The 23,828-nt window shown below is 66.7% G+C and carries 19 protein-coding genes; 18 read left to right on the top strand and 1 reads right to left on the bottom strand.

The genetic code is table 11. The features are described 5' to 3' along the window. Positions 1-97: 97 nt before the first annotated feature. The 16 genes from dnaE (at position 98) to SCD90_RS05220 (ending at position 18,565) form a co-directional block, all read left to right on the top strand. On the top strand, positions 98-3,517 hold the full coding sequence (gene dnaE / locus SCD90_RS05295) for a DNA polymerase III subunit alpha (protein ID WP_319843588.1): 3,420 nt from the start codon (positions 98-100) through the stop codon (positions 3,515-3,517). Between the two features lie 333 nt (positions 3,518-3,850). Beyond that, positions 3,851-4,882 (top strand): 30S ribosomal protein S2, encoded by a 1,032-nt coding sequence (locus SCD90_RS05290; RefSeq protein ID WP_319843587.1) that lies wholly within the window; start codon positions 3,851-3,853, stop codon positions 4,880-4,882. A 63-nt stretch (positions 4,883-4,945) separates the two neighbouring features. Next, the gene (gene tsf / locus SCD90_RS05285) at positions 4,946-5,869 is read left to right on the top strand and encodes a translation elongation factor Ts (protein ID WP_319843586.1); all 924 of its coding nucleotides are present in this window, start codon (positions 4,946-4,948) and stop codon (positions 5,867-5,869) included. 22 nt (positions 5,870-5,891) lie between these two features. Further along, entirely contained in the window at positions 5,892-6,614 is a 723-nt protein-coding gene (gene pyrH, locus SCD90_RS05280; protein WP_319843585.1) for a UMP kinase, read from the top strand. Positions 6,615-6,655: 41 nt separating this feature from the next. Then, positions 6,656-7,216 carry a ribosome recycling factor gene (gene frr, locus SCD90_RS05275; RefSeq protein ID WP_319843584.1) on the top strand — a complete coding sequence of 187 codons (561 nt, stop codon included), beginning with the start codon at positions 6,656-6,658 and terminating at the stop codon, positions 7,214-7,216. 23 nt (positions 7,217-7,239) lie between these two features. Continuing rightward, positions 7,240-8,004 carry an isoprenyl transferase gene (locus SCD90_RS05270; protein ID WP_425265640.1) on the top strand — a complete coding sequence of 255 codons (765 nt, stop codon included), beginning with the start codon at positions 7,240-7,242 and terminating at the stop codon, positions 8,002-8,004. Further along, positions 8,001-8,693, top strand: a complete 693-nt coding sequence (locus SCD90_RS05265; protein ID WP_319843583.1) for a phosphatidate cytidylyltransferase — start codon at positions 8,001-8,003, stop codon at positions 8,691-8,693. The genes SCD90_RS05270 and SCD90_RS05265 overlap by 4 nt, the downstream gene beginning before the upstream one ends. Beyond that, a complete protein-coding gene (gene dxr / locus SCD90_RS05260) occupies positions 8,687-9,895 on the top strand; it encodes a 1-deoxy-D-xylulose-5-phosphate reductoisomerase (RefSeq protein ID WP_319843582.1) in 1,209 nt (402 codons plus the stop codon). The genes SCD90_RS05265 and dxr overlap by 7 nt, the downstream gene beginning before the upstream one ends. 24 nt (positions 9,896-9,919) lie before the next feature. Beyond that, entirely contained in the window at positions 9,920-11,050 is a 1,131-nt protein-coding gene (gene rseP, locus SCD90_RS05255; protein ID WP_319843581.1) for an RIP metalloprotease RseP, read from the top strand. A 212-nt stretch (positions 11,051-11,262) separates the two neighbouring features. After that, on the top strand, positions 11,263-13,626 hold the full coding sequence (gene bamA / locus SCD90_RS05250) for an outer membrane protein assembly factor BamA (protein ID WP_319843580.1): 2,364 nt from the start codon (positions 11,263-11,265) through the stop codon (positions 13,624-13,626). Positions 13,627-13,681: 55 nt separating this feature from the next. Continuing rightward, positions 13,682-14,752, top strand: coding sequence for a UDP-3-O-(3-hydroxymyristoyl)glucosamine N-acyltransferase (lpxD, locus tag SCD90_RS05245; protein ID WP_319843841.1), 1,071 nt, complete (start codon positions 13,682-13,684; stop codon positions 14,750-14,752). Continuing rightward, the gene (gene fabZ, locus SCD90_RS05240; RefSeq protein WP_319843579.1) at positions 14,749-15,219 is read left to right on the top strand and encodes a 3-hydroxyacyl-ACP dehydratase FabZ; all 471 of its coding nucleotides are present in this window, start codon (positions 14,749-14,751) and stop codon (positions 15,217-15,219) included. The genes lpxD and fabZ overlap by 4 nt, the downstream gene beginning before the upstream one ends. A gap of 1 nt (position 15,220) precedes the next feature. Continuing rightward, positions 15,221-16,024, top strand: a complete 804-nt coding sequence (gene lpxA / locus SCD90_RS05235; RefSeq protein WP_319843578.1) for an acyl-ACP--UDP-N-acetylglucosamine O-acyltransferase — start codon at positions 15,221-15,223, stop codon at positions 16,022-16,024. A 2-nt stretch (positions 16,025-16,026) separates the two neighbouring features. Continuing rightward, on the top strand, positions 16,027-16,890 hold the full coding sequence (locus SCD90_RS05230; RefSeq protein WP_319843577.1) for an LpxI family protein: 864 nt from the start codon (positions 16,027-16,029) through the stop codon (positions 16,888-16,890). After that, positions 16,887-18,041, top strand: coding sequence for a lipid-A-disaccharide synthase (gene lpxB, locus SCD90_RS05225; RefSeq protein ID WP_319843576.1), 1,155 nt, complete (start codon positions 16,887-16,889; stop codon positions 18,039-18,041). Before SCD90_RS05230 ends, lpxB begins: the two co-directional genes overlap by 4 nt. Further along, positions 18,038-18,565 (top strand): RBBP9/YdeN family alpha/beta hydrolase, encoded by a 528-nt coding sequence (locus SCD90_RS05220; RefSeq protein ID WP_319843575.1) that lies wholly within the window; start codon positions 18,038-18,040, stop codon positions 18,563-18,565. Before lpxB ends, SCD90_RS05220 begins: the two co-directional genes overlap by 4 nt. A gap of 2 nt (positions 18,566-18,567) precedes the next feature. On the opposite strand, the gene SCD90_RS05215 is transcribed toward SCD90_RS05220, so the two are convergent. Beyond that, positions 18,568-20,850 (bottom strand): ComEC/Rec2 family competence protein, encoded by a 2,283-nt coding sequence (locus SCD90_RS05215; RefSeq protein ID WP_319843574.1) that lies wholly within the window; start codon positions 20,848-20,850, stop codon positions 18,568-18,570. Between the two features lie 90 nt (positions 20,851-20,940). Here SCD90_RS05215 and gltX point away from each other — a divergent pair, with 90 nt between their 5' ends. Together gltX and gltA are read left to right on the top strand one after the other, a co-directional pair. Next, the gene (gene gltX, locus SCD90_RS05210) at positions 20,941-22,365 is read left to right on the top strand and encodes a glutamate--tRNA ligase (RefSeq protein WP_319843573.1); all 1,425 of its coding nucleotides are present in this window, start codon (positions 20,941-20,943) and stop codon (positions 22,363-22,365) included. A 114-nt stretch (positions 22,366-22,479) separates the two neighbouring features. Beyond that, positions 22,480-23,772, top strand: a complete 1,293-nt coding sequence (gene gltA, locus SCD90_RS05205) for a citrate synthase (RefSeq protein WP_319843572.1) — start codon at positions 22,480-22,482, stop codon at positions 23,770-23,772. The last annotated feature ends 56 nt before the right edge of the window (positions 23,773-23,828 follow it).

Here is a 23,828-nt window from a genome sequence, read left to right as displayed (position 1 = left end):
TCTCCGGTTTGGCCGAACTCAGCTCGGTCGCCATATTCATCGGCATGATCCTGGTCTGGGCAGACGCCCTGCCGATCCTGTAACTGCGGTAGGTACCTTGTCCGATCCCGGCTTCGTGCATCTTCACGTCCATGCGTCCTATTCGCTGCTGGAAGGCTCGATGACGGTTGGGCGGCTCGCGGAGCTGGCCAAGGCGGACAAGATGCCGGCCATGGCCCTGACCGACACCGGTAATCTGTTCGGGGCGCTGGAGTTCTCGGAGAAGTTCGCGGGCTCAGGCGTGCAGCCGATCACGGGCTGTTCGATCGCCGTGGAGTTCGGCGACCGTGAGGCCGCGCCGGGGGCGAGGGGACCGGCCTGCGAACGCCCGCGCGTGGTGGTGCTGGCCCGCTCCGAGCGCGGCTACCGCAACCTGCTGGCGCTGACGAGCCGGGGTTTCCTGGAGACAGATCCCAGCGAGACCGCCCATGTCTCGTTCGCCTGCCTGGCCGAGCACAATGAGGGGCTGATCCTCCTGACGGGTGGACCGCGCGGCCCGCTGGACTGCGCCTTCGCCGAAGGGCGCGCCGATCTTGCTCGCGCGCGAGTCGCGAGGCTGCGCGAGTGCTTCGGCGACAGGCTCTACATCGAGCTTCAGCGTCATGGCCTCGACAGCGAACGTGCCGTCGAACCGCGCCTGATCGACCTTGCCTACGAACTCGATGTCCCGCTCGTTGCCACGAACGACTGCTACTTCGCCACCGTCGCAGACTTCGAGGCGCATGACGCGCTTCTCGCCATCGCCGACGGACGTTTCGTTGCGGACAGCAACCGCCGCCAGCTGACGCCGGAGCATCGCTTCAAGACGCGCGCCGAGATGCTGGCCTTGTTCGCGGACCTGCCGGAAGCCACCGGCAACACCGTCGAGATCGCACGTCGCTGCGCCTACCGCCCGCGTTCCATCAAGCCAATCCTGCCGCGCTTCACGCAGGATGGCGACGAGGGCGCCGAACTGAGGCGGCAAGCGCAGGAGGGGCTGCGGCAGCGCCTCGACGTGCATGGCTGCGCGCCCGGCCTAACCGTGGCGGACTACGAGGCGCGGCTGGACTTCGAGCTCGACGTCATCGAGCGCATGAAGTTTCCGGGCTATTTCCTCATCGTCTCGGACTTCATCAAATGGGCCAAGGCGCAGGACATTCCCGTGGGACCGGGCCGAGGCTCGGGCGCCGGATCGCTGGTGGCCTGGGTGCTCACGATCACCGATCTGGACCCGATTCGGTTCGGGCTGCTGTTCGAGCGGTTCCTGAACCCCGAGCGCGTGTCCATGCCGGACTTCGACATCGACTTCTGCCAGGAGCGGCGGGAGGAGGTGATCCGCTACGTCCAGGCAAAATACGGCCATGACCGGGTGGCGCAGATCATCACCTTCGGCTCGCTCCAGGCGCGCGGTGTGATGCGCGACGTCGGCCGTGTTCTCGAGATGAGCTACGGGCAGGTCGACAAGCTCTGCAAGCTGGTGCCGCAGAACCCGGCGAATCCGGTGACGCTTGCACAGGCGATCAAGGACGAGCCGCGCTTCGATGCGGCGCGGGAGGAGGAGCCGGTGGTCGGGCGCATGCTCGACATCGCGCTGAAGCTGGAAGGCCTCTATCGGCACGCCTCCACCCATGCGGCAGGTATCGTCATCGGCGACCGGCCGCTTGCCGAGCTGGCGCCGCTCTACCGCGATCCGCGCTCCGACATGCCGGTCACCCAGTTCAACATGAAATGGGTGGAGCAGGCCGGCCTCGTGAAGTTCGACTTCCTGGGTCTCAAGACGCTGACCACGATCCGCAAGACGGTGGATCACCTGAAGGCGCGCGGGCTTGAACTGGACGTGTCGCGCCTGCCGATCGACGACAAGCCCGCCTACGACCTGATGGCGCGCGGCGAGACTGTCGGTGTGTTCCAGGTGGAAAGCGCCGGCATGCGGCGCGCGCTGCTCGACATGCGGCCGGACCGTTTCGAGGACATCGTAGCGCTGGTGGCGCTGTACCGTCCGGGTCCGATGGCCAACATCCCGACCTATTGCGCCCGCAAGCACGGCCGCGAGGAGCCGGAATACCCGCACCCGAAGATCGAGGAGAGCCTGGCCGAGACCTTCGGCGTCATCATCTATCAGGAACAGGTGATGCAGATCGCGCAGACGCTTGCCGGCTACACGCTGGGGCAGGCTGACATGCTGCGCCGCGCGATGGGCAAGAAGATCCGCTCGGAGATGGACGCGCAGCGCGAGATCTTCGTGAACGGCGCGACCGAGCGCGGCGTCGGTAAGGACGACGCCAACACCATCTTCGACCTGCTGGCGAAGTTTGCGGACTACGGCTTCAACAAGAGCCATGCCGCCGCCTATGCGCTGGTTTCGTACCATACGGCCTACCTCAAGGCGAACCATCCGGTCGAGTTCATGGCCGCGTCCATGACCATGGATATGGGCTCCACCGACAAGCTGGCGGAGTTCCGCTCCGAGGCCTCCCGGATGGGAATCCGCGTCGATCCCCCTTCGGTGAACCATTCCGGCGTTGAGTTCGGCGTGCACGACGGCTCCATCCGCTATGCGCTCGCAGCCGTGAAGGGCGTCGGCGCACAGGCGGCCGAGGCCATCGTCACCGCTCGCGGCGACCGGCCGTTCAAGGATCTGGCGGATTTCGCGCGCCGCTTCGACCCGCGCGCCGTGAACAAGCGCACGCTGGAAGGCCTTGTTCAGGCCGGCGCGTTCGACACGCTGGACCCGGACCGCGCCCGCGTCTTCGCCTCGCTGGAGCAGGTGATGGCAATCGGCGCGCGCACGCAGTCGGACGCCGTCGCCGGGCAGGACAATCTGTTCGGCGGGGTGGAGCCGGAGACCATTCGTGCGCCCCGGGTGGAGTCGTGGCTGCCGGGCGAGCGGCTGACCCGCGAATACGAGGCCGTGGGCTTCTTCCTCACCGGCCATCCGCTCGACGGCTATCAGAACCTGCTCGGCCGCATGAAGGTGTCGCGCTGGTCGGAGTTCTGCGCCTCGGTGCGGCAGGGCGCGACCGCCGGGCGGTTGGCGGCAACGGTGCTGTCGCGCCAGGAGAAGCGCACCAAGAGCGGCAACCGCATGGGCATCCTGAAGCTGTCGGACCCGACGGGCCATTACGAGGCCATCATCTTCTCCGAGGGGCTCAGCGAGTATCGCGACTTGCTGGAGCCGAACAGCTCCGTCGTCGTCAGCCTGCAGGCCTCGCTGGAGGGCGAGGAGGTGAGGGCGCGCATCCTCTCCGTGGTGCCGCTGGAGGATGCCGCGACCCGCTTCGGCCAGTCGCTGCAGGTGTTCGTGCGCGATCCGAAGCCGATGGAGCTTGTCGCCAGCCGGTTGCAGCGTGGCGGTGAAAGCGAAGTCAGCATGGTGCTGCTGATGGAGGAGGGCGCGACCGAGGTGGAGATCAAGCTGCCGGGCCGCTACCGCGTGTCTCCGCCCATCGCCGCCGCCATCAAGGCCGTGCCGGGCGTGCTGGATGTGGTGAGCGCCTAGCTTCAAGCCTGCATCCGTTCAGCCGCGTTCTGGAAGGCGCGCAGCGGCTGTCCGGAACCCATACGCTAGGAGCGCTCGACTCGGGATGCGGGCACCCATGTAACGATCACCGCGGAGCGTATGGGTCCCGGACAGCGCTTTCGCGCTTCCGGGACGCGGCGGTGCGGATCGAGGCATCCCTGAAAAGCCGCCCTTCGGCTTGCCCTTGCGGCCCTCATCCCCTATAAGCCCGGCCATTCCACACGCGGACACCTGCATTCATGCATTCCGGTGCCCTGGCTCCCTATGGAGACATGGTCACGTCCGCGGCGGTCACAACCGGAGAACAAGACAATGGCTCTTCCTGAAGTAAATCTGCGCGCCCTCCTCGAAGCCGGTGTCCATTTCGGCCACCAGTCCCACCGCTGGAACCCGAAGATGGCACCGTTCATCTTTGGCACGCGCAACAACATTCACATCCTCGATCTGGCACAGACGGTGCCGATGCTGAACCAGGCGCTGCAGCAGGTGTCCGACACGGTGGCCAAGGGTGGCCGCGTCCTGTTCGTCGGCACGAAGCGCCAGGCAGCCGAGCACGTCGCCGACGCTGCTCAGCGCTCCGCCCAGTATTACGTGAACTCGCGCTGGCTCGGCGGCATGCTGACCAACTGGAAGACCATTTCCGGTTCGATCCAGCGCCTGCGGAAGCTCGAAGAGATGCTCTCGGGCGAAGGCTCCGGCTTCACCAAGAAGGAGCGCCTGACGCTGTCCCGTGAAAAGGACAAGCTCGACCGCGCTCTCGGCGGCATCCGCGACATGGGCGGCCTGCCGGACCTGATCTTCGTCATCGACACGAACAAGGAGCAGATCGCGATCCAGGAAGCGCGCCGCCTGAACATTCCGGTGGCTGCGATCCTCGATTCGAACTGCGACCCGGATGGCATCGCCTTCCCGGTTCCCGGCAATGACGACGCCGGTCGCGCCATCCTGCTGATCTGCGACCTCGTCGCCCGTGCCGCCATCGACGGCATCGGCCGTGCGCAGGGCCGCGCCGGCTTCGATCTCGGTGCGGCCGAAGAGCCGGTGCTGGTGGAAGAGCTGCCGCCGGTCGAGGAAGAGGCACCTGCCTCCGCCACCGACGAGACGCAGACGCAGGCCTATGAGCGCCTGTCCGCTCCGCGCGGCGCGCCGGACGACCTGTCCCGCCTGACGGGCGTTGGTCCCCAGGTGGAGAAGAAGCTGAACGAATACGGCATTTTCCACTACTGGCAGATCGCCGCGATGACCGAAGGCGAGGCATCCGCCATCGACAGCGAGCTGAAGCTTGCCGGCCGCCTGAGCCCCGAGGGCTGGGTGGCGCAGGCCCGCGAGCTGCTGGCCGCCTGATCCGAGACCACGTGGCGCGGCTCCGGTCGCGCCACGCGTTTCCTTATCTTCCGAGGACTAGACATGGCGAACATCACAGCGGCACTCGTCAAGGAACTCCGCGAAACGACCAGCGCCGGCATGATGGATTGCAAGGCGGCCCTGACGGAGACCGGCGGCGACCTTGAAGCCGCGGTTGACTGGCTGCGCAAGAAAGGCCTGTCGAAGGCCGCCAAGAAGGCCGGTCGCGTCGCGGCCGAAGGCCTTGTGGCTGTCGAGTCGTCGGGCAAGACCGCGACCGTGGTCGAGGTGAATTCCGAGACGGACTTCGTTGCCCGCAACACCGATTTCCAGGCCTTCGCGCGCGAAGCGGCCAAGGTTGCGCTGAACACGGACGGCAGTGTGGAGGCCCTCGAGGCCGCGCATTTCCCGGGCGGTTCCAAGAACCTCAAGGACACCTTGACGGATCTGGTGGCGACTATCGGCGAGAACATGAACATCCGGCGCGTGGCCAAGCTCACCGTGCAGGACGGCGTGATCTCCAGCTACGTGCACGGCGCGGTCACCGACGGCCTCGGCCGTATCGGCGTGCTCGTCGCGCTCGAGTCCAAGGGCGATGTCGAGAAGCTTTCGACGCTCGGCCGTGGCATCGCGATGCACATCGCCGCAATGAACCCGCTCGCCGTCGATGCCAGCGGAATCGATGCCGGGGTGCTGGAGCGCGAGAAGGCCATCCTTCTCGAGAAGCACCAGGGCAAGCCTGCCAATGTGCAGGAAAAGATCATCGAATCGGGCCTGAAGTCCTACTACAAGGAAGTCACCCTTCTCGATCAGGTGCATGTGCAGGACGGCTCCAAGACCGTTGGCCAGGCGCTGAAGGAAGCTGAAGGCCAGGTGGGCTCGCCCATTCAGGTCATCGGCTATGTCCGGTACGCGCTGGGCGAAGGCATCGAGAAGCAGGAATCCGACTTCGCGGCCGAGGTTGCCGCGGCGGCCGGAGGGCGCTGATAGAACGGCATCGGGAGGATTGATGAGCATGACCACTCCGCTGTACCGGCGCGTGCTCGTCAAGATTTCCGGTGAGGCACTGATGGGCGGGGCCGGTTTCGGCCTCGACCCGGCCACCGTCGACCGCATAGCGGAAGAGGTGGCAGGCCTGCGCAACGAGGGCGTGGAAGTCGCGCTCGTGGTCGGCGGCGGAAACATCTTCCGCGGCGTGCAGGTGGCGGCGAGCGGCATCGACCGCGCGACCGGCGACTATATGGGCATGCTGGCCACGGTGATGAACGCGCTGGCGCTCGGGGCAAGCATCGAACGCTTCGGCGCCACCGCCCGCGTCATGTCCGCCCTTGAGATGCCCGCCGTCTGCGAGACGTTCTCTCGTCCCAAGGCGCTGCGCCATTTCGAGCGCGGCCATGTGATGATCTTCGCGGCCGGGACCGGCAACCCCTTCTTCACGACGGATACGGCGGCTGCGCTTCGCGCGGCGGAAATGGGCTGCGACGCCTTGCTGAAGGCCACCAATGTCGATGGCGTCTACACGGCCGATCCCAAGAAGGATCCGACCGCCGTCCGCTACGATCGCGTGAGCTATGACGAAGCCATCGCGCGCGACCTCAAGGTGATGGACGCCGCCGCGTTCGCGCTTGCCCGCGAGAACCGTATTCCGGTAATCGTCTTCTCCATTCACGAGCCGGGCTCGATCAAGGCTACCGTCATGGGCAACGGGCGCGGCACCTTAGTCGGCGGCTGAAGTCCACAGCCCCTTCGGGCCTCGAAAATCTGGGATCTACGATGGCAACCCCTTTCGACATCGCCGAACTGAAGCGCCGCATGCAGGGCGCCATCGGCGTGCTGAGCACGGAACTGAACGGCCTGCGCACGGGCCGGGCCTCGGCCGGCCTGCTGGACCCCATCAGCGTCGATGCCTACGGCTCGCACACGCCGCTGAACCAGGTGGCTTCCATCACCGTGCCGGAGCCCCGCATGCTGAACGTTCAGGTCTGGGACCGCAGCATGACGGGCGCCGTCGAGCGGGCGATCCGCGAGTCCAATCTCGGTCTCAACCCCATCGTGGAAGGCCAGCTGCTCCGCATCCCGATCCCGGAGCTGAACGCCGAGCGCCGCAAGGAGCTCGTGAAGGTCGGCCATAAATACACCGAGCAGGCCAAGGTTGCCGTCCGCAACGTTCGGCGCGATGGGATGGACGTCCTGAAGAAGATGGAAAAGGACGGCGACATCGCGGAAGATGATGTCCGCAAGCAGAGTGATCAGGTGCAGAAGGTGACCGACGAGGCCATCGCCGAGATCGATCAGCTTATGGCGACCAAGGAAAAAGAGATCACCCAGGTCTGACACGAAAGGTTCCGGCCGAGCGGATGAACGCCATCGAACGCCTTGCGAGCGCGGCCGTGTCCGCGACAGATGGTGAGCGCATGCCCGAGCACGTCGCCATCATCATGGATGGCAATGGACGTTGGGCAGCGGCGCGGGGTCTGCCGCGGGTCGAAGGACACAGGCGCGGCGTTCAGGCGGTTCGGTCAACCGTGAAAGCGGCGGGCGAACTCGGCATCAAGGTGCTGACCCTGTACAGCTTCTCTGTCGAGAACTGGTCGCGTCCGCGCAGCGAAATCTTCGATCTTATGAACCTGCTGCGCCGCTTCGTCCGCGACGACCTGGCGGAACTCCATGCCTCCGGCGTCCGGGTGCGCATCATCGGCGAGCGCGCGAACCTCGATCCCGACATCCAGTCGCTGATCGAAGAGAGCGAGACGCTGACGCGCGACAACACCGCGATGACGCTCGTCGTGGCCTTCAATTACGGGTCACGCCAGGAGATCGTGCACGCCGCCCAGAGGCTTGCCCGGGAAGTCGCCAGCGGGGCGCTGGATGCCGACAACATTACGGCCGGCGATCTGACGCGCCACCTCTACGCGAGCGATCTGCCCGATCCTGATCTGGTGATCCGGACCAGCGGCGAGCAGCGGCTCTCCAACTTCCTACTGTGGCAGGCGGCCTATGCCGAACTGGTGTTCCTGCCTCTCCATTGGCCGGACTTCAACCGCGCGGCGCTCGAACAAGCCCTCGATCAGTTCCGTCAGCGCGAGCGCCGGTTCGGTGGATTGCGCAAGGCCGGGCAGTGAACCCACGGGTTAAGAGGCCGCTGGCGGACCTCGGCATACGCCTGATCTCCGGAGCCTTCATGGCAGCCGGGGCGCTGGTGACGGCGTGGCTGGGCGGCGTGGTGCTGATCGCCGTCTGGCTTGCCCTTGCCGCGTTCGTGCTTGCCGAATGGTGGCGGATCACCCGGGGATGGCCGTTGTGGCAGGCCTTCGGCCTGGTCTATGCGGCCATCGTCCTCGTGGTTCCATTGACCCTGAGGTGGAGCGGCGAGTTCGGGCTGCCGGCTTTGCTGTGGCTGTTCGCGGTTGTATGGACGAGCGACGTTATGGCCTATGTCTGCGGCCGGCTCATCGGCGGGCCAAAGCTCTGGCCGCGTGTCTCCCCCGGCAAGACCTGGGCGGGCTTCATCGGCGGCACGCTGTTCGCGGGCGTTGCAGCCACTGGCGTGGCCGCGGGGGCGGGCGTTCCGTCGCTCCTGCCTGTCGCTCTGGTGAGCGTGGTGGCCGCGATGATCAGCCAGGGCGGCGATCTCTTCGAATCGGCTGTTAAACGCGCTTTCGGCGTCAAGGATGCCGGTGCCGTCATTCCTGGTCACGGGGGTGTCATGGACCGGCTGGATGGGTTCATCGCCGCGGGGCTGTTCGCCCTGGTGCTCGGTGTGATGCGCGGCGGCTGGGAAGCGGCCGGGCAGGGAGTTCTGATATGGTGACTTCGACGGACGGGCCGCAGGCGCCCCGCACGGTAACGCTCCTCGGTGCGACGGGCTCGATCGGTCGATCGACGGTGGACCTGCTGCTGGCCGACCCCGATCGCTACGAGGTGGAGGCAGTCGTTTCGGGCCGCGATGTCGCGGCGCTCGCCAATGTCGCCCGGGCCCTGCGCGCCAAGGTGGCCGTGGTGGCCGACCCGTCCTGCTACGGGGCCCTCAAGGACGCGCTCGATGGCTCCGGCATCGAGGTTGCCGCCGGTGACGAGGCCATGGACGATGCCGCTGCGCGCCCCGTGGACTGGACGATGGGCGCGGTGGTCGGCATTGCGGGCCTCAGGCCCACGATGGCTGCAGTGCGCCGCGGCGGCATGATCGCACTCGCCAACAAGGAATGCCTCGTCTCCGCCGGCGACGTCTTCATGCGCGAGGCGGCGGAAGCCGGCGCGGAAGTTCTGCCCGTCGATTCCGAGCACAACGCCATCGCCCAGGCCCTCACCTCAGGGCGCGCGGGCGAGGTCTCGAAGATCATCCTGACGGCGTCGGGCGGGCCGTTCCGCACCTGGTCGGCCGGGGAGATCGCGCGCGCGCGGCCGGAAAACGCGCTCAAGCATCCCACCTGGACCATGGGCCGCAAGGTTACGATCGACTCGGCGAGCTTGATGAACAAAGGCCTCGAACTCATTGAGGCGCATCATCTATTTGGGGTAGGCGCCGACCAGCTGGACGTTCTGGTGCATCCGCAATCGGTGGTTCATGGGCTCGTCAGCTGGAGCGACGGCTCGGTGGTCGCCGGTCTGGCGCCGCCCGATATGCGTGTGCCGATCGCGCACTGCCTTGGCTGGCCCGTGCGGCTGCGCACCAATGTGACGCCGCTGGATCTGGCGCGGGTGGGTTCGCTGACCTTCGAGCCGGTGGATCACGAGCGCTTCCCGGCTTTGCGGCTGGCGCTCGACGCGCTCAGCGCGGGCGGAGCCGCGCCGACCGTGCTCAATGCCGCCAATGAGGTGGCGGTGGCTGCATTCCTGGACGGCAAGCTGTCTTTCCCGGGTATCGCGGCGCTCGTCGCAACGGTGCTGGAAAAGGCGGCCGGGCGGCAGGGACTGGTCAGCGCTCCGCAAACGGTGGAAGATGCCCTCGCGATCGACCGGGAAGCACGCCACATAGCGTCCGAGAGCCTGAACATGAAGCTCGCGGATGCCTAGGGCCCGCCTGCACGAAAGCCGAGGATGATGAGCGCCTACGATATCGCCGCCGGTGCGGTTACATACGTCGTCCCCTACGTCGCGGTGCTGGCCATCGTCATCTTCATCCACGAGATGGGCCACTTCCTCGTGGCGCGGTGGTGCGGCATCCGGGTGCTGACCTTCTCTATGGGCTTCGGCCCGGAGATCGCCCACTTTCACGACCGGAAGGGCACGCGCTGGCGGCTCGCGGCCATACCGTTGGGTGGCTACGTGAAGTTCTACGGCGACGAGAACGCAGCGAGTGCGCCGGACCGCGAGCGGCTGGCAGCCATGCCTGAGCAGGAACGCAGCGTAAGCTTCTACGGCCAGAGCGTGGGCAAGCGTGCCGCCGTGGTCGCGGCCGGCCCTGTCGCCAATTTCCTGCTCGCCATCGTCATCTTCACCGCCTCCTTCTGGATCTATGGCCGCCCGGCGAGCGAGGCCCGAGTGGACCAGGTGGTCGCCGGCAGCGCCGCGGAGGCCGCCGGTTTCCAGCCTGACGACGTGATCCTGCGGATCGACGGCAGCTCCATCGGCAGCTTCGCCGACATGCAGCGCATCGTGCGCATCAGCCCGGAGCGGGCGATGCGGTTCGACGTGCGGCGCGGCGAACAGGAGGTCAGCCTGACGGCCAGCCCGAAGCGCCAGGAGGTGCAGGATTCGTTCGGGCAGACCCTGCGCATCGGCGTGCTCGGCATCAGCCGCAAGCCGGAAACGGAGATTCCCCACCGCGACTACAGCCTCGGCGAAGCCGTCGCGGGGGCGGTGGGCGAGACATGGTTCGTGGTCGACAGGACGATGTCCTATATCGGCGGCATCTTCACCGGACGCGAATCCGCCGACCAGCTGAGCGGCCCGATTCGCATCGCCCAGGTGTCCGGGCAGGCGGCGCAGCTTGGCTTCGAAGTGCTGTTCGAGCTCACCGCGGTGATTTCCATCTCCATCGGCCTGCTGAACCTGTTCCCGATTCCGCTGCTCGATGGCGGGCATCTTCTCTTCTACGCCGTGGAAGCGATACGGGGACGTCCGCTCAGCGAGCGTGCGCAGGAGGTGGGGTTCCGCATCGGCATCGCCATGGTGCTCAGCCTCATGCTCTTCGCCACCTGGAACGACATCGTCCATCTTGCGACCTAGAGCCGTGGCCTCAGGGCAACGGCTGCGCTGAAAACCGTCGTAACCCAAGGGATTCAGGGTTGCGGCTGACGGGAAACCGGCTAAGAACCGGATAGGCGTGGAGCAGAATCTGCCGTTTCGGACGGGGGTCCGGACACGCCGACAAAGAGGGTCGGAACCCGATGAAGTATGTGTATCGTGTCCTTGCAAGGGTCACTCCGGCAGCAGCTGTCATGGCAAGCCTTGCCGCTCCTGTCGGGGGCGCTGTCCTTGTGTCATCGACGTCTGCTCAGGCGCAGAGCGCCAACATCACTGTCCGCGGCAACAGCCGCATCGAATCGGATGCGGTTCGCGCCTATTTCGCCACCCAGCCGGGTGAGCGTCTCGACACCGTCAAGATCGACGAGGCCGTAAAGGGCCTCTACGCGACCGGGCTGTTCCAGGACGTGCAGGTTTCCCGCGCCGGCGGCGGCCTCGTGGTCACCGTCGTCGAAAACTCGATGATCAACCGTGTCGCCTTCGAGGGTAACCGGAAGATCAAGGACGCCACGCTCGAAGCGGAAGTGCAGTCCAAGTCGCGCGGTCCGTTCAATACGAGCCTCGTGCAGGGCGACGTCCAGCGCATCCTGGAGCTCTACCGGCGTGCCGGCCGCACCGAGGCCACCGTCGAGCCGCAGGTCATCTCGCGCCCCAACGGCCGCGTCGACCTGGTCTTCGTCGTCAACGAGAGCAAGAAGAGCAAGATCGCGGAGATCGAGTTCTCCGGTAACACCGTCTATTCAGACTCCCGTCTGCGCGACGAGATGACGACGACCCAGTCCAACTTCATGAGCTGGCTCAAGAGCTCGGACGTCTACGATCCGGACCGCCTGAACGCAGACCTTGAGCTGGTCCGCCGCTTCTACCTGCGCAACGGCTATGCGGACTTCCGTGTCGCGTCGCAGAACGTCACCTTCGACGAGGCCGCGAACTCCTACCGCATCCAGGTCGCCGTCGAGGAAGGCCCCGTCTATCGCTACGCCGCCGTCGATGTGGAATCGAACGTGGCCGACGTCGATCCCGCGGTGCTTCGCTCCAAGATCAAGGGCACGGCTGGCGAGATCTACAGCGCCGACGAGATCGAGAAGACCGTCGAGGCTATGTCGATCGAACTGGCGACGAACGGCTACGCCTTCGCCCAGGTTCGTCCGCGCGGTTCGCGTGACTACCAGAACCACACGGTGGCCGTGACCTATTCGGTCGAGGAAGGCTCCCGCGTCTATGTCGAGCGCATCAATGTGCGCGGCAACGCCCGCACGCGTGACTATGTGGTGCGCCGCGAATTCGACCTGTCGGAAGGTGATGCCTACAATCAGGCGCTCATCAATCGGGCCGAGCGCCGCCTGAACCGCCTCGGCTTCTTCAAGGCCGTGAAGATCACATCGGAGCCGGGCTCTTCGCCTGACCGCGTGATCGTCAACGTGAACGTCGAAGATCAGTCCACGGGCGAGTTCTCGGTGTCGGGTGGTTACTCGACGGCGGACGGCTTCATCGCCGAGGTTTCCGTTGCCGAGAAGAACTTCCTCGGACGCGGCTATTACGTGAAGGTCGGCGCGTCGCTGGGCGAAAACAGCAATGGCTACGACTTCAGCTTCACCGACCCGTACTTCCTGGGCCGCCGCATCTCCGCAGGCTTCGACGCCTACATCAAGAACCGCGACAAGACGAGCTACGCCTCCTACGAGCTGAAGACCGTCGGCGGTGGCCTGCGTCTGGGCCTGCCGATCACGGACAACTTCACCGCCGGCGTGAACTACCAGATCTATCAGCGCGAGATCGACATCGATCCCGAGTTGAAGGATGGCTGCTATCGCAACGCTGATGGCGAGGAGATCGCGTGTGGCATAGACGGGACGCTCGATCCCCGCGAAGTGTCGGTTGCTCTCCAGCAGGCCGAGGGCAGGACCCTGACTTCGCTTGCCGGCTATTCGCTGGTCTGGAACTCGCTCGACAGCAACCTGAACCCGAAGGACGGCATCCGTGCCGAGTTTCGTCAGGACTTCGCCGGTCTGGGTGGCGACTCCGAGTTCATCCGCACCACACTCGACGCTCGCTACTATCACGAGCTGCCGGGCGAGATGGTCGGCATGATCCGCGGCCAGGCCGGTCACATTTATGGCTGGGGCGATGAAGACCTGAACATCCTGGATCACTTCTTCAAGGGTCCGGATCTGGTGCGCGGCTTCAAGACCTCGGGCATCGGCGCGCGCGACGAAGAGACCGGCGACGCACTCGGCGGCACGGTCTACGCAGGTGCCACGGCCGAAGTGCTGTTCCCGCTCTGGGGCATTCCGAAGGACTTCGGCCTTCGTGGTGCGGTGTTCGCGGACGCCGGTACGCTGCTCGACTACAAGGGTTGCGACACGGCCTGCGGGTTCGGTGACGGACGCGACCTCGATGTCGTAGGCGACGATGGCGACATCCGCTCTTCCGTCGGCGTGTCGCTGCTCTGGCAGTCTCCGCTCGGCCCGCTGCGCTTCGACTATGCCTGGGCGCTGACCAAGGACGATGCGGACGAGGAGCAGGCGTTCCGCTTCTCCGGCGGCGGTCGCTTCTGAGGACAATGATGTCCGCGCGGCCGGGTGCCGCGCGGATCCTTTTGCGGGTGACATGATGGGTGATCCCCGCTTCTTCGCTGAACCCCAGCCGGTACGTGCCTCCGATCTCGCCGAGCTGACGGGATCCGAGCTGCACGGCGACGGCAGCCGGGAGCTCAACGGCATAGGTCCGCTGGAGCGCGCCGGCCGATCCGATCTCTCCTTCCTCGACAACAAGGCCTATGCCGGCGACTTCCGCACCACGCGTGCGGGCGCGTGCTTTGTTTCGCCCGATCTGGCCGGCGAAGCGCCCGATGGCCTGACCCTTCTTGTCTCTCGCGAGCCCTACCGGGCGTTCGCCGTGGCGGCGGCTCGTCTCTTCCCGGCGGCGATGCGGCCGGAGCCGATCTTCGAGGGCGTGGGCGTCGCGCCGGGCGCGACGGTGCATCCCCGCGCACGCCTCGAAGCAGGTGTGATCGTCGACTTCGGCGCCGTGATCGGTGACGGCGCGGAGATCGGCAGCGGCACCATCATTGGAGCCAATTCGGTGATCGGCGCGGATGTACGCATCGGACGCGACTGTGCGGTGGGCGCCAACGCGACGGTGGTTCACGCATTGATCGGCAATCGCGTGATCCTGCATTCGGGCGTCCGCATAGGGCAGGATGGCTTCGGCTTCGCCATGGGGCCGCGCGGACACCTCAAGATTCCCCAGATCGGCCGTGTTGTCGTGCAGGACGATGTGGAGATAGGCGCCGGCAGTTGCCTGGACCGTGGCGGGACGCGTGACACGGTGGTGGGCGAGGGCACCAAGATCGACAACCTGGTCCAGATCGCACACAACGTGGTCATAGGTCGTCATTGCGTTATCGTCTCGCAGGCGGGCATTTCGGGCAGCACCACGCTCGGCGATTTCGTTGTCGTGGCCGGGCAGGCGGGCCTTGTCGGCCACATCGAAATCGGCGCCGGAACGCAGATAGGTGCTCAGTCCGGTGTCATGAACAATGTGCCGGCCGGGCAGCGGCTGGCCGGATCGCCGGCGCAGCCGGTGCGGGACCATATGCGCGAAGTGGCCTTTGTCCGGAAGATGGTGCGGGACGCCCGCGCGCGGGGGCCCAGGAGCGGGAATTCGGGAGAAGAACAGTGACGGACGCCGTAGAGGCCGCAACCGAGACGCTGGGATCGGTGGATATCCGCCGGCTGCTTGAACTGCTGCCGCACCGCTACCCATTCCTGCTGGTGGACCGCATCATCGGGATCAAGGGTGATGAGCGCGGCATCGGCATCAAGAATGTCACGATGAACGAGCCCCAGTTCACCGGCCATTTTCCGGGCTCGCCGATCATGCCGGGTGTGCTCATCATCGAGGGCATGGCGCAGACGGCCGGTGCGATGTGCGTGGCCGCCGGCGGCAGCACGCGTCCGCAGCTCGTCTATTTCATGACGATCGACAAGGCCAAGTTCCGCAAGCCCGTGGTACCGGGCGACCGGCTCGAATACCACATGACCAAGCTGAAGAGCCGCTCGAAGATGTGGTGGTTCCGGGGCGAGGCCAAGGTGGATGGCGTCGTCGTGGCAGAGGCCGAACTGTCGGCCATGATCAGCGACCAGTAGAATGGCGATCCACCCCAGCGCGGTCGTCGAAGATGGTGCCGTGATCGGCAGCGATGTCAGCATCGGTCCGTTTTGCACGGTGGGCGCGGATGTCGTGCTTGGCGATGGCTGCGTGCTGAAATCCCATGTTGCCGTGGCCGGCCACACCCGCATTGGAGCGGGCACGCGCATTTTCCCGTTCGCCTCCATCGGCCACGAGGCGCAGGACCTGAAGTTCCGGGGCGAGCACGCCACGCTGACGGTTGGCGCGAACTGCCTGATCCGCGAGGGCGTGACGATGAACGCGGGCACCGAAGGTGGCGGCAGCCACACGGTGGTGGGCGACAACTGCGCCTTCCTCGCGAACTCCCATGTCGGCCATGACTGCCGGGTCGGCAACAATGTCATCCTGTCGAACGGCGCTCTTCTAGCCGGACACGTGACCGTGGGCGACAATGTCATCATGGGTGGGGGATCGGCCGTGATCCAGTTCGCCCGCATCGGGTCGCACGCCTTCGTCGGTGGCCTCAGCGGCGTCGAGAAGGACCTGATCCCGTTCGGCATGGCGGTGGGTGATCGCGCGCGCCTGGCCGGGCTCAATCTGGTGGGCCTGCGGCGGCGCAATTTTCCGCGCGAGGAGATCAATGCGCTGCGCGAGGGCTATCGCCTGCTGTTCGCCGAGACGGGCACATTGCAGGAACGGGTCGACAACATGGCCTCCAGCTTCCCGGAGTCCGCGCTTGTGCAGGACGTCGTAGCCTTCGTCCGCGCCGGCGGCGACCGGGCTCTCTGCACACCGGAGAGTGCGCCGCGGACCGCGGCCTGAGCATGCCGGCGGGCGGCTCGCCGGAGGCGCCGCTTGCCATCCTGTGCGGCGCCGGCGCCTTTCCGCTGGCCGTTGCCGAGGAGGTGCGCCGCACGGGGCGGCCCGTGTTCCTTATCGGTATCCTGGGCAGCAGCGATCCGGCCATCGAACATCATCCCCATGCGTGGGCGAGGCTCGGGCAGTTCGGCCGGCTGGTGGAACTTGCGCGCGGCGCAGGTGCGAGGGACATCGTGTTCGTCGGGGCGCTGAGCCGTCCGGCCGGCTGGCTCGAACTGCGTCCCGACCGCCGCCTTCTGATGCTGGTGCCCCGATTGCTGCGCGCCCTGCGCGGCGGCGATGATCACCTTCTGCGCGCCGTGGTCGGCGCCGTCGCGGAACATGGCCTGCAGGTGCGTGGCGTGCATGAGGTCGCCCCCGGTTTGATGCTGCCCGCAGGGCCGCTTGGACAGCGCACCGCACTGGACACGGACACGGCCGACGCGGTGCTGGGCTTTCGGGTGCTGGCAGCCATGAGTCCGTTCGATGTCGGGCAGGGCGCGGTCATCGCCAACGGTCGCGTGGTTGCGGTCGAAGCGGCGGAAGGCACCGACGCCATGCTGGTGCGGGTGGCTGAACTGCGCGCCAGCGGTCGTCTTCGCCTGCCGGCTCGCGCAGGCGTCTTCGTCAAAGCTGCAAAAGCGGGGCAGGACCTGCGCATGGACACGCCCGCCATAGGGCCGAAAACCGTTGAAAGCGCGCGCGCGGCAGGCCTTGCAGGCATCGCCTATGCTGCCGGCGACGTCATGGCCGTGGATGCCGAGAGGATGATCGCGTCCGCTGATGCGGCCGGCCTATTCATCCAGGGCTATGAGCGGGAGAGGGCATGACCCGGCCGCTCGACGTCTTCCTCGTCACCGGCGAGCATTCCGGCGACCAGCTCGGCTTCAAGCTGATGGCCGCCTTGAAGGACCTTACGGAGGGGCAGGTCACCTTCCGTGGCGTGGGCGGGCCGCGCATGATCGACGAGGGCATGGAGAGCCTGTTCCCGATGGAGGACATCGCGGTGATGGGTTTTGCTCCCGTCATCCGCCGGTTGCCGCTTCTGCTGCGCCGAATCCGGGAGACAGCGCGTGCGGTGACCGACAGGCCGCCGGACGTGCTCGTCATCATCGACAGCCCTGACTTCACGCATCGCGTAGCGCGTCGGGCGCGGGCGCGGCTGCCGGCACTGCCCGTGGTCGATTACGTTTCCCCGACCGTGTGGGCATGGCGCTCCGGGCGCGCCCGGACGATGCGCGAATATGTCGACCATGTGCTGGCGCTGCTGCCGTTCGAGCCCGAGGCGCACCGCCGGCTTGGCGGCCCGGCCTGCACCTATGTGGGCCATCCACTGGTGGAACGGCTGGCGGAGTTTCGGCCGCATGCCGGAGAGCGCCCGCCGATCACGGATGGAGCACGGCTGCTGCTGCTCCCCGGCAGCCGCGCCTCGGTGCTTGAGCGGCACATGCCGTTGTTCGGAGAGGTGCTCGCACGGCTGCCGGAGGCGCCACGGGATCTGGTGATCCCCACCATGCCGCGTCTTGAAGCGGAGGTTGCGCGGCTTTCGTCGGATTGGCCGCAGCGCCCGCGCATTGTCACGGGTGAGCCGGCCAAGCTCGAGGCCTTCCGCACCTCCAACGCGGCGCTCGCGGCTTCGGGCACAGTTACGCTGGAGCTCGCCGTGTCCGGCGTCCCGATGATCGGTGTCTACCGCACGGACCGCCTGACCGATGTGCTCCGTCGCTTCGTGAAGATCGAGGCTCGCCACATCCTGCTTCCAAATCTCATCCTCGATGACCGGGTCATCCCGGAATTCGTCGCGGATGATGCCGAACCGGCGGCAATAGCCAGAGCGCTGGGCTCTCTCCTCACGGATTCGCCGGAGCGGCAGGCCCAGATGCGAGGCCTCGCACGTCTCGACGAGAGGATGCGCGTGGAAGAGCCGCCGAGCGTTCTCGCGGCGCGGATCGTCAAGGCTGTTGCGGAGAAGCCGGCATGAGCGTGCTGATTGTTCCCGGATTGGGCGGATCCGGCCCCGATCACTGGCAAAGCCTTTGGGAAGGCGAGATTGCGGGTGCGGCCAGGGTAGAGCTCGGTGCATGGGATGATCCGGAGCCACAGCTTTGGGAGCCCGTGATCGAGCGGGCCGTCGTGGCAGCAAGGCCCGGTGCGGTGCTCGTGGCGCACAGCCTTGGCTGCGTGCTGGTGGCGCGCTGTGCCAAGCCCCAGTGGACGGTGAAAGCTGCCTTGCTCGTGGCGCCCGCCGATGCCGACCGCCCGGACATGCCGGACCCGGTGCGGCGGTTCGCGCCCATGCCGAGGCAGGCTCTGCCCTTCCGCTCGATGGTCGTGGCGAGCCGCGACGATCCCTATATAGACCTTCCGCGCGCCCAGGAATTTGCCGGCTTCTGGGGATCGGCCTTTCGTGATGTGGGCAGTCTAGGTCACATCAACAGCGACAGCGGCCTTGGGAGCTGGCCAGAGGGCCGGGGCTTCCTTCTGCAGCTGCTTGAGGGACGATAACGTCACTCCAGCTCCTCGGCCGGCGTCATCTCGCCCTCCGGCAGGGCCTGCTCCGCTTCGGGGGAAGTGGAGGGAGGCGGCGAAACGGCGGGCTGGCGCCAGGGCGGCCCGACGGGTGCCCGGTTGGTCGCGCTCCACGCGCGCTGGCCGGGATCATGCGCTCGAAGGGTGATGGCCTCGCCGTCTTCCAGCTTGAGCGTCGTCGCGCCATTGCGCGTGAGGTCGGTGCCATCCACGACGAAGGCGGTGTTGCGGCAGCCTGGCGGTGCGACAAGGCGCGTCACCACGATGCGCGCCCGCGTGCAGTCCTCGCGCAGAGCGGCATAGGTCCAGGCGAGGGCGAGGTGGCCTTCGCTCGGGAGCGGCAGGGTGCAGCCGAAGCTGTCGCACCGCACGCCCAGCGCAACGCTCTTGTCGCGCGGCTTCCGCAAATCGCCATCGGCCGCGAGCCAGTTCTCGGCCGCAAAGCTCGCGTATCGAAGGCCGCTGACATGGAGCACGCCATCGGGTCCCCGCACCGCGGCAGCGCGGCCTTCCGGGTCGATGTAGATGTCCGGCCGGTCAGGGATCGCGGCGAGAGCGACCCCCAGTGCGACGGGCAGCACGCCGAGAAGCCGAAGCCATGTCGTCCAGATGGCGATCCAGCACAATCCGAGGGCCAGGAAGAGAACGGCGGAGGCGGAGAAGGCGGGTAGCGCCACCAGGGCGCCGGGAAGATCGGCTACCCAGTAGGACACAGCCAGCATGATGTCGACGCCGAAGCCCATGACCATCCAGGCCGGCGGATCGAGGCCGAATGGCATCAGCACGAAGCCGAGCAGCGCGAACGGCATGACGAGCGTGCCCACCACAAGCAGCGCGACGAGGTTCGACAGCAGGGAGTGCACGGCGATACGCTGGAAGTGAAACCCCGCGAACGGGCCGGTGGTCAGGGCGGCGATGATCGTCGTCACGACGATGCCGAGGACGTAGATCCACACCCGGCGCGCCACGCCGCGACCGCTGGAGCGGGGTTCGTCATCGGGCACCTGCCACCGGGTCCGCTCGTACCAGGACACGAGTCCGAGCACGGCCGCGAACGACATCTGGAAGCTCGGGCCGAGCACCGCATGAGGCGTGAGCGCGATGCCGAACAGCGCGGCGATGGCGAGATTGCGCATGGTGAGGCCCTGGCGATCCACGATGACCGCGAGGAAGACGACGGAGATCATGATGAAGCTGCGCTGCGCGGCGACCTCGTTCCCGGACAGATAGAGGTAGCCACCGGCACCCAGCAGGGCCGCCGCCGCAGCCCATTTCTTGACCGGGACGTGGAGCCCGAGCCCCGGCACCATGACGAGGAGGAGGCGCAGGGCGGCGAACACGCCGCCTCCGAACAAGGCCATGTGCAGGCCGGAGATGGAGATGACGTGGTAGAGGCCCGCTGTGCGCAGCGCATCATTGGCCGCCGCCGAGATGTCGCCGCGCTGCCCGGTCACGAGAGCGGCGGAGATCGCGCCCGCGTCTCCGGGGACCACCTGCTGGATGCGCGCGGAGATCGCATTGCGCAGCCGGTCCGTCGCCGCGCTGAACCGGCCCATCGGGGTCAGCGGTGGTGGATCCAGCAGGCGAGGGGGCTTCGCCTCGCTGCCCACTGCGCCAAGGCCCGTAAAAAACGCCTCCCGCGCAAAGTCATAGCCACCGGGCCGCACTGCCTGCGGCGGTGGTCGCCAATAGGCGTCGATGGCGACACGGCTTCCGGCGGCAACGCCATCCGCTCCCCGCACCGTTGCGCGCGCGAAGCGCGGCCTGTGGTCTTCCGGCACGCCCGCGATGGACTCAACACGGATCAGCAGGCGCACCGCGCCACGCGCACGCGGCTCACGCCGTTCCACCACGCCGACGGCCTCGCCGCGAACGCCACGCTCCAGCACCGGCGCTGCGACGCGGTGGACCTGCAGGCCGGCCGCGAGAAAGCCGCCGATGATGGCGGCCACGGACACGGCAACACAGAACCCGGTCGGGCGCTTCCGCGCGGCGGCGCACATTGCGAGGGCGGCGAGGAACGCCAGCGCTGACGCCGTCAGCGAAGGATCGTCGGGGGCCGCGAAGAAGAGGATCACCCCGCAGATGGCCAGTACTGGCAGCCAGATGAAGAATCGGCCGCGCTCGCGCTCTTCTTCCAGGGCCGAGGTCAGCGCACCGCCAGACACGGGAAGCAGTTGGCGCAAACGGAACGCGGCGGTGCCACGGCCATGCCGCCGTGCGGATGGCGCAGCCCCCATGCTGCCGACCCCGTTCCCCACCCCGTTCCCCTTTCGTCGCGGGCCATGCTACACGGAGCCACGCCGAAGCGCAGCGCGCTCGCCCCCCATCCCACCTGCCAAAGTTCGCCCATGTCCGATCCCGTCATCGCCCGTTTCGCGCCGTCTCCCACCGGCTTTCTTCACATCGGCGGGGCGCGCACGGCCCTGTTCAACTGGCTGTTCGCGAAATCGAAGGGCGGCAAGATGCTGCTCCGCATCGAGGACACGGACCGGGCGCGTTCCACGCAGGAGGCCATCGACGCCATCATGGACGGGCTGAAATGGCTGGGCCTCGACTGGGACGACGAGCCCGTGTTCCAGTTCTCGCGCGCGGACCGCCATCGGGCCGTGGTGGACCAGTTGCTGGCGCAGGGCGCGGCGTACCGGGCCTACGACACCGTCGAGGAACTCGACGCCATGCGGGCGAGCGCGCTGGCGGCCGGCAAGCCGCCCCGCTACGACGGCGGCTGGCGCGACCGCGACCCGGCAACGGCTCCGGAAGGCGTGAAGCCGGTCATCCGCCTGCGGGTGAACAATGAAGGTGAGACGCTGGTCGATGACGCGGTGCAGGGCGCCGTGACCTTCCCGAACGCCGATCTGGACGATCTCGTCCTGCTGCGCTCCGACGGCACGCCGACCTATATGCTCGCGGTCGTGGTGGACGATCACGACATGGGCATTACCGATGTGGTGCGCGGGGTCGATCACCTCACCAATGCCGCGCGCCAGATCCAGATTTACCGGGCGCTCGGCTGGGACGTGCCGCGCATGGCGCACATCCCCCTGATCCACGGGCCGGACGGGGCCAAGCTGTCCAAGCGCCATGGTGCGCTCGGCATCGAGGCCTATCGCGAGATGGGCTATCTGCCGGTCGCGGTGCGCAATTACCTCGTCCGCCTCGGCTGGAGCCATGGCGACCAGGAGATATTCTCGACGCAGGAGATGGTGGAGGCTTTCAGCCTCTCGGATGTGGGCCGCTCGGCAGCACGATTCGATTTTGGCCGGCTGGAGAACCTCAACGGCCACTACATGCGCGCCACGCCCGACGAGGAACTGGTGCAGATCTTTGCCGACGCCTTGCCCTATCTTCCGGGCGGGCCCGAAGCCAAGGCTAAGCTCGATGCCGGTCTTTGGGACGCGTTCCGGGTGATGCTCCCGGCCATGAAGGAGCGTTCCAAGACGCTGATCGAGCTCATGGACAATGCCAGCTTCCTGCTGGTCGACCGTCCGCTGGCGCTCGACGCGAAGGCCGAGCAGGCGCTGGCGGCGGATGGCACACGCGAACGTGTGGCGAAGCTGGCCGGCCGTCTCGCCGCGCTGCCGAACTGGGAGGCCGAGGCCGCCGAAGCCGAGGTGCGGGCGTTCGCCGAGGAGCAGGGGATCAAACTGGGGCAGGCGGCGCAGCCCTTGCGTGCGGCGCTCACGGGCAAGATGGTGTCTCCACCGATCTTCGAGGTGCTGGCGGTGCTCGGCCGAGACGAAAGCCTCGCCCGCCTGGCCGATCAAGCCGGCTGAACGAAATCGTGCTGTCACACCCTTCTCTTGTGGCCGGGGGTAAATTCGCTTAGCTGAAATCACGGCCTTTCCGTGGCAACGGGAATGCTATCTGTCTGGAGAAAGGGTGCGCGTATGAGCGACAAGACAGCTTCGCTGACCGTCGGCGGCAAGACGATCGAACTTCCCATACTGGAAGGTTCGACCGGACCTGACGTCATCGACATCTCCAAGCTGTATGCGCAGACCGGGATGTTCACCTACGATCCCGGCTTTACCTCCACCGCGAGCTGCGCCTCGACCATCACCTTCATCGATGGCGACGAGGGCATTCTGCGCTACCGGGGCTATCCCATCGACCAGCTGGCCGAGGGCGGCGACTTCCTCGAGACCTGCTTCCTGCTGCTGTACGGCGAACTGCCGAGCGCGAAGGAGCGCGAGAGCTTCGAGCGCCGCGTGACGCGCCACACCATGGTGCACGAGCAGATGACCCGCTTCTTCACGGGCTTCCGCCGCGACGCGCACCCCATGGCCGTGATGGTGGCCAGCGTTGGCGCCATGGCCGCCTTCTACCCCGACTCGACCGATGTGGCGGACCCGAACGCACGCGAGATCGCGTCCATCCGCATGATCGCAAAGCTGCCGACGCTTGCGGCGATGGCCTACAAGTACTCGGTGGGCCAGCCGTTCGTGTATCCGCGAAACGACCTCGATTACGCGTCCAACTTCCTGCAGATGTGCTTCGCCGTGCCCTGCGAGGAGTACAAGGTGAACCCGGTGATGGCACGCGCCATGGACCGCATCTTCACCCTGCACGCCGACCACGAGCAGAACGCATCCACTTCCACCGTTCGCCTCGCGGGCTCGTCGGGCGCAAACCCGTTCGCCTGCATCGCGGCCGGTGTTGCCTGCCTGTGGGGCCCCGCCCATGGCGGCGCGAACGAGGCGGCGCTGAAGATGCTGGAAGAGATCGGTACGCCGGACCGCATTCCGGAGTTCGTGGAAAAGGCCAAGGACAAGAACGATCCATTCCGCCTGATGGGCTTCGGGCACCGCGTCTACAAGAACTACGATCCGCGCGCCAAGATCATGCAGCAGACCGCGCATGAGGTTCTGGACGAGCTCGGCATCAAGGACGATCCGCTGCTCGACGTGGCGGTGGAGCTTGAGAAGGTTGCCTTGCAGGACGAGTACTTCGTCGAGCGCAAGCTGTACCCGAACATCGATTTCTATTCCGGCATCACGCTGCGCGCGATGGGCTTCCCGACCTCGATGTTCACCGTGCTGTTTTCGGTGGCACGCACCGTCGGCTGGATCGCACAGTGGAAGGAAATGCTGGAAGACCCGGCGCAGCGCATTGGACGTCCGCGCCAGCTCTACAATGGAGCCGTCGAGCGCAGCTTCGTTCCGGCCAAGGATCGCGGCTGACGGCAATCCGTGCGGCCCGGCATCCACGCCCGGCCGCATCGACTGTTCGCAGCTTC

Origin of the sequence: Terrihabitans rhizophilus, from assembly GCF_033898525.1 — a bacterium.
GTDB lineage: Bacteria > Pseudomonadota > Alphaproteobacteria > Rhizobiales > Methylopilaceae > Flaviflagellibacter > Flaviflagellibacter rhizophilus.
The sequence above is the reverse complement of the archived record's forward strand: the minus strand, read 5'-3'. Positions and strand labels throughout refer to the sequence as shown.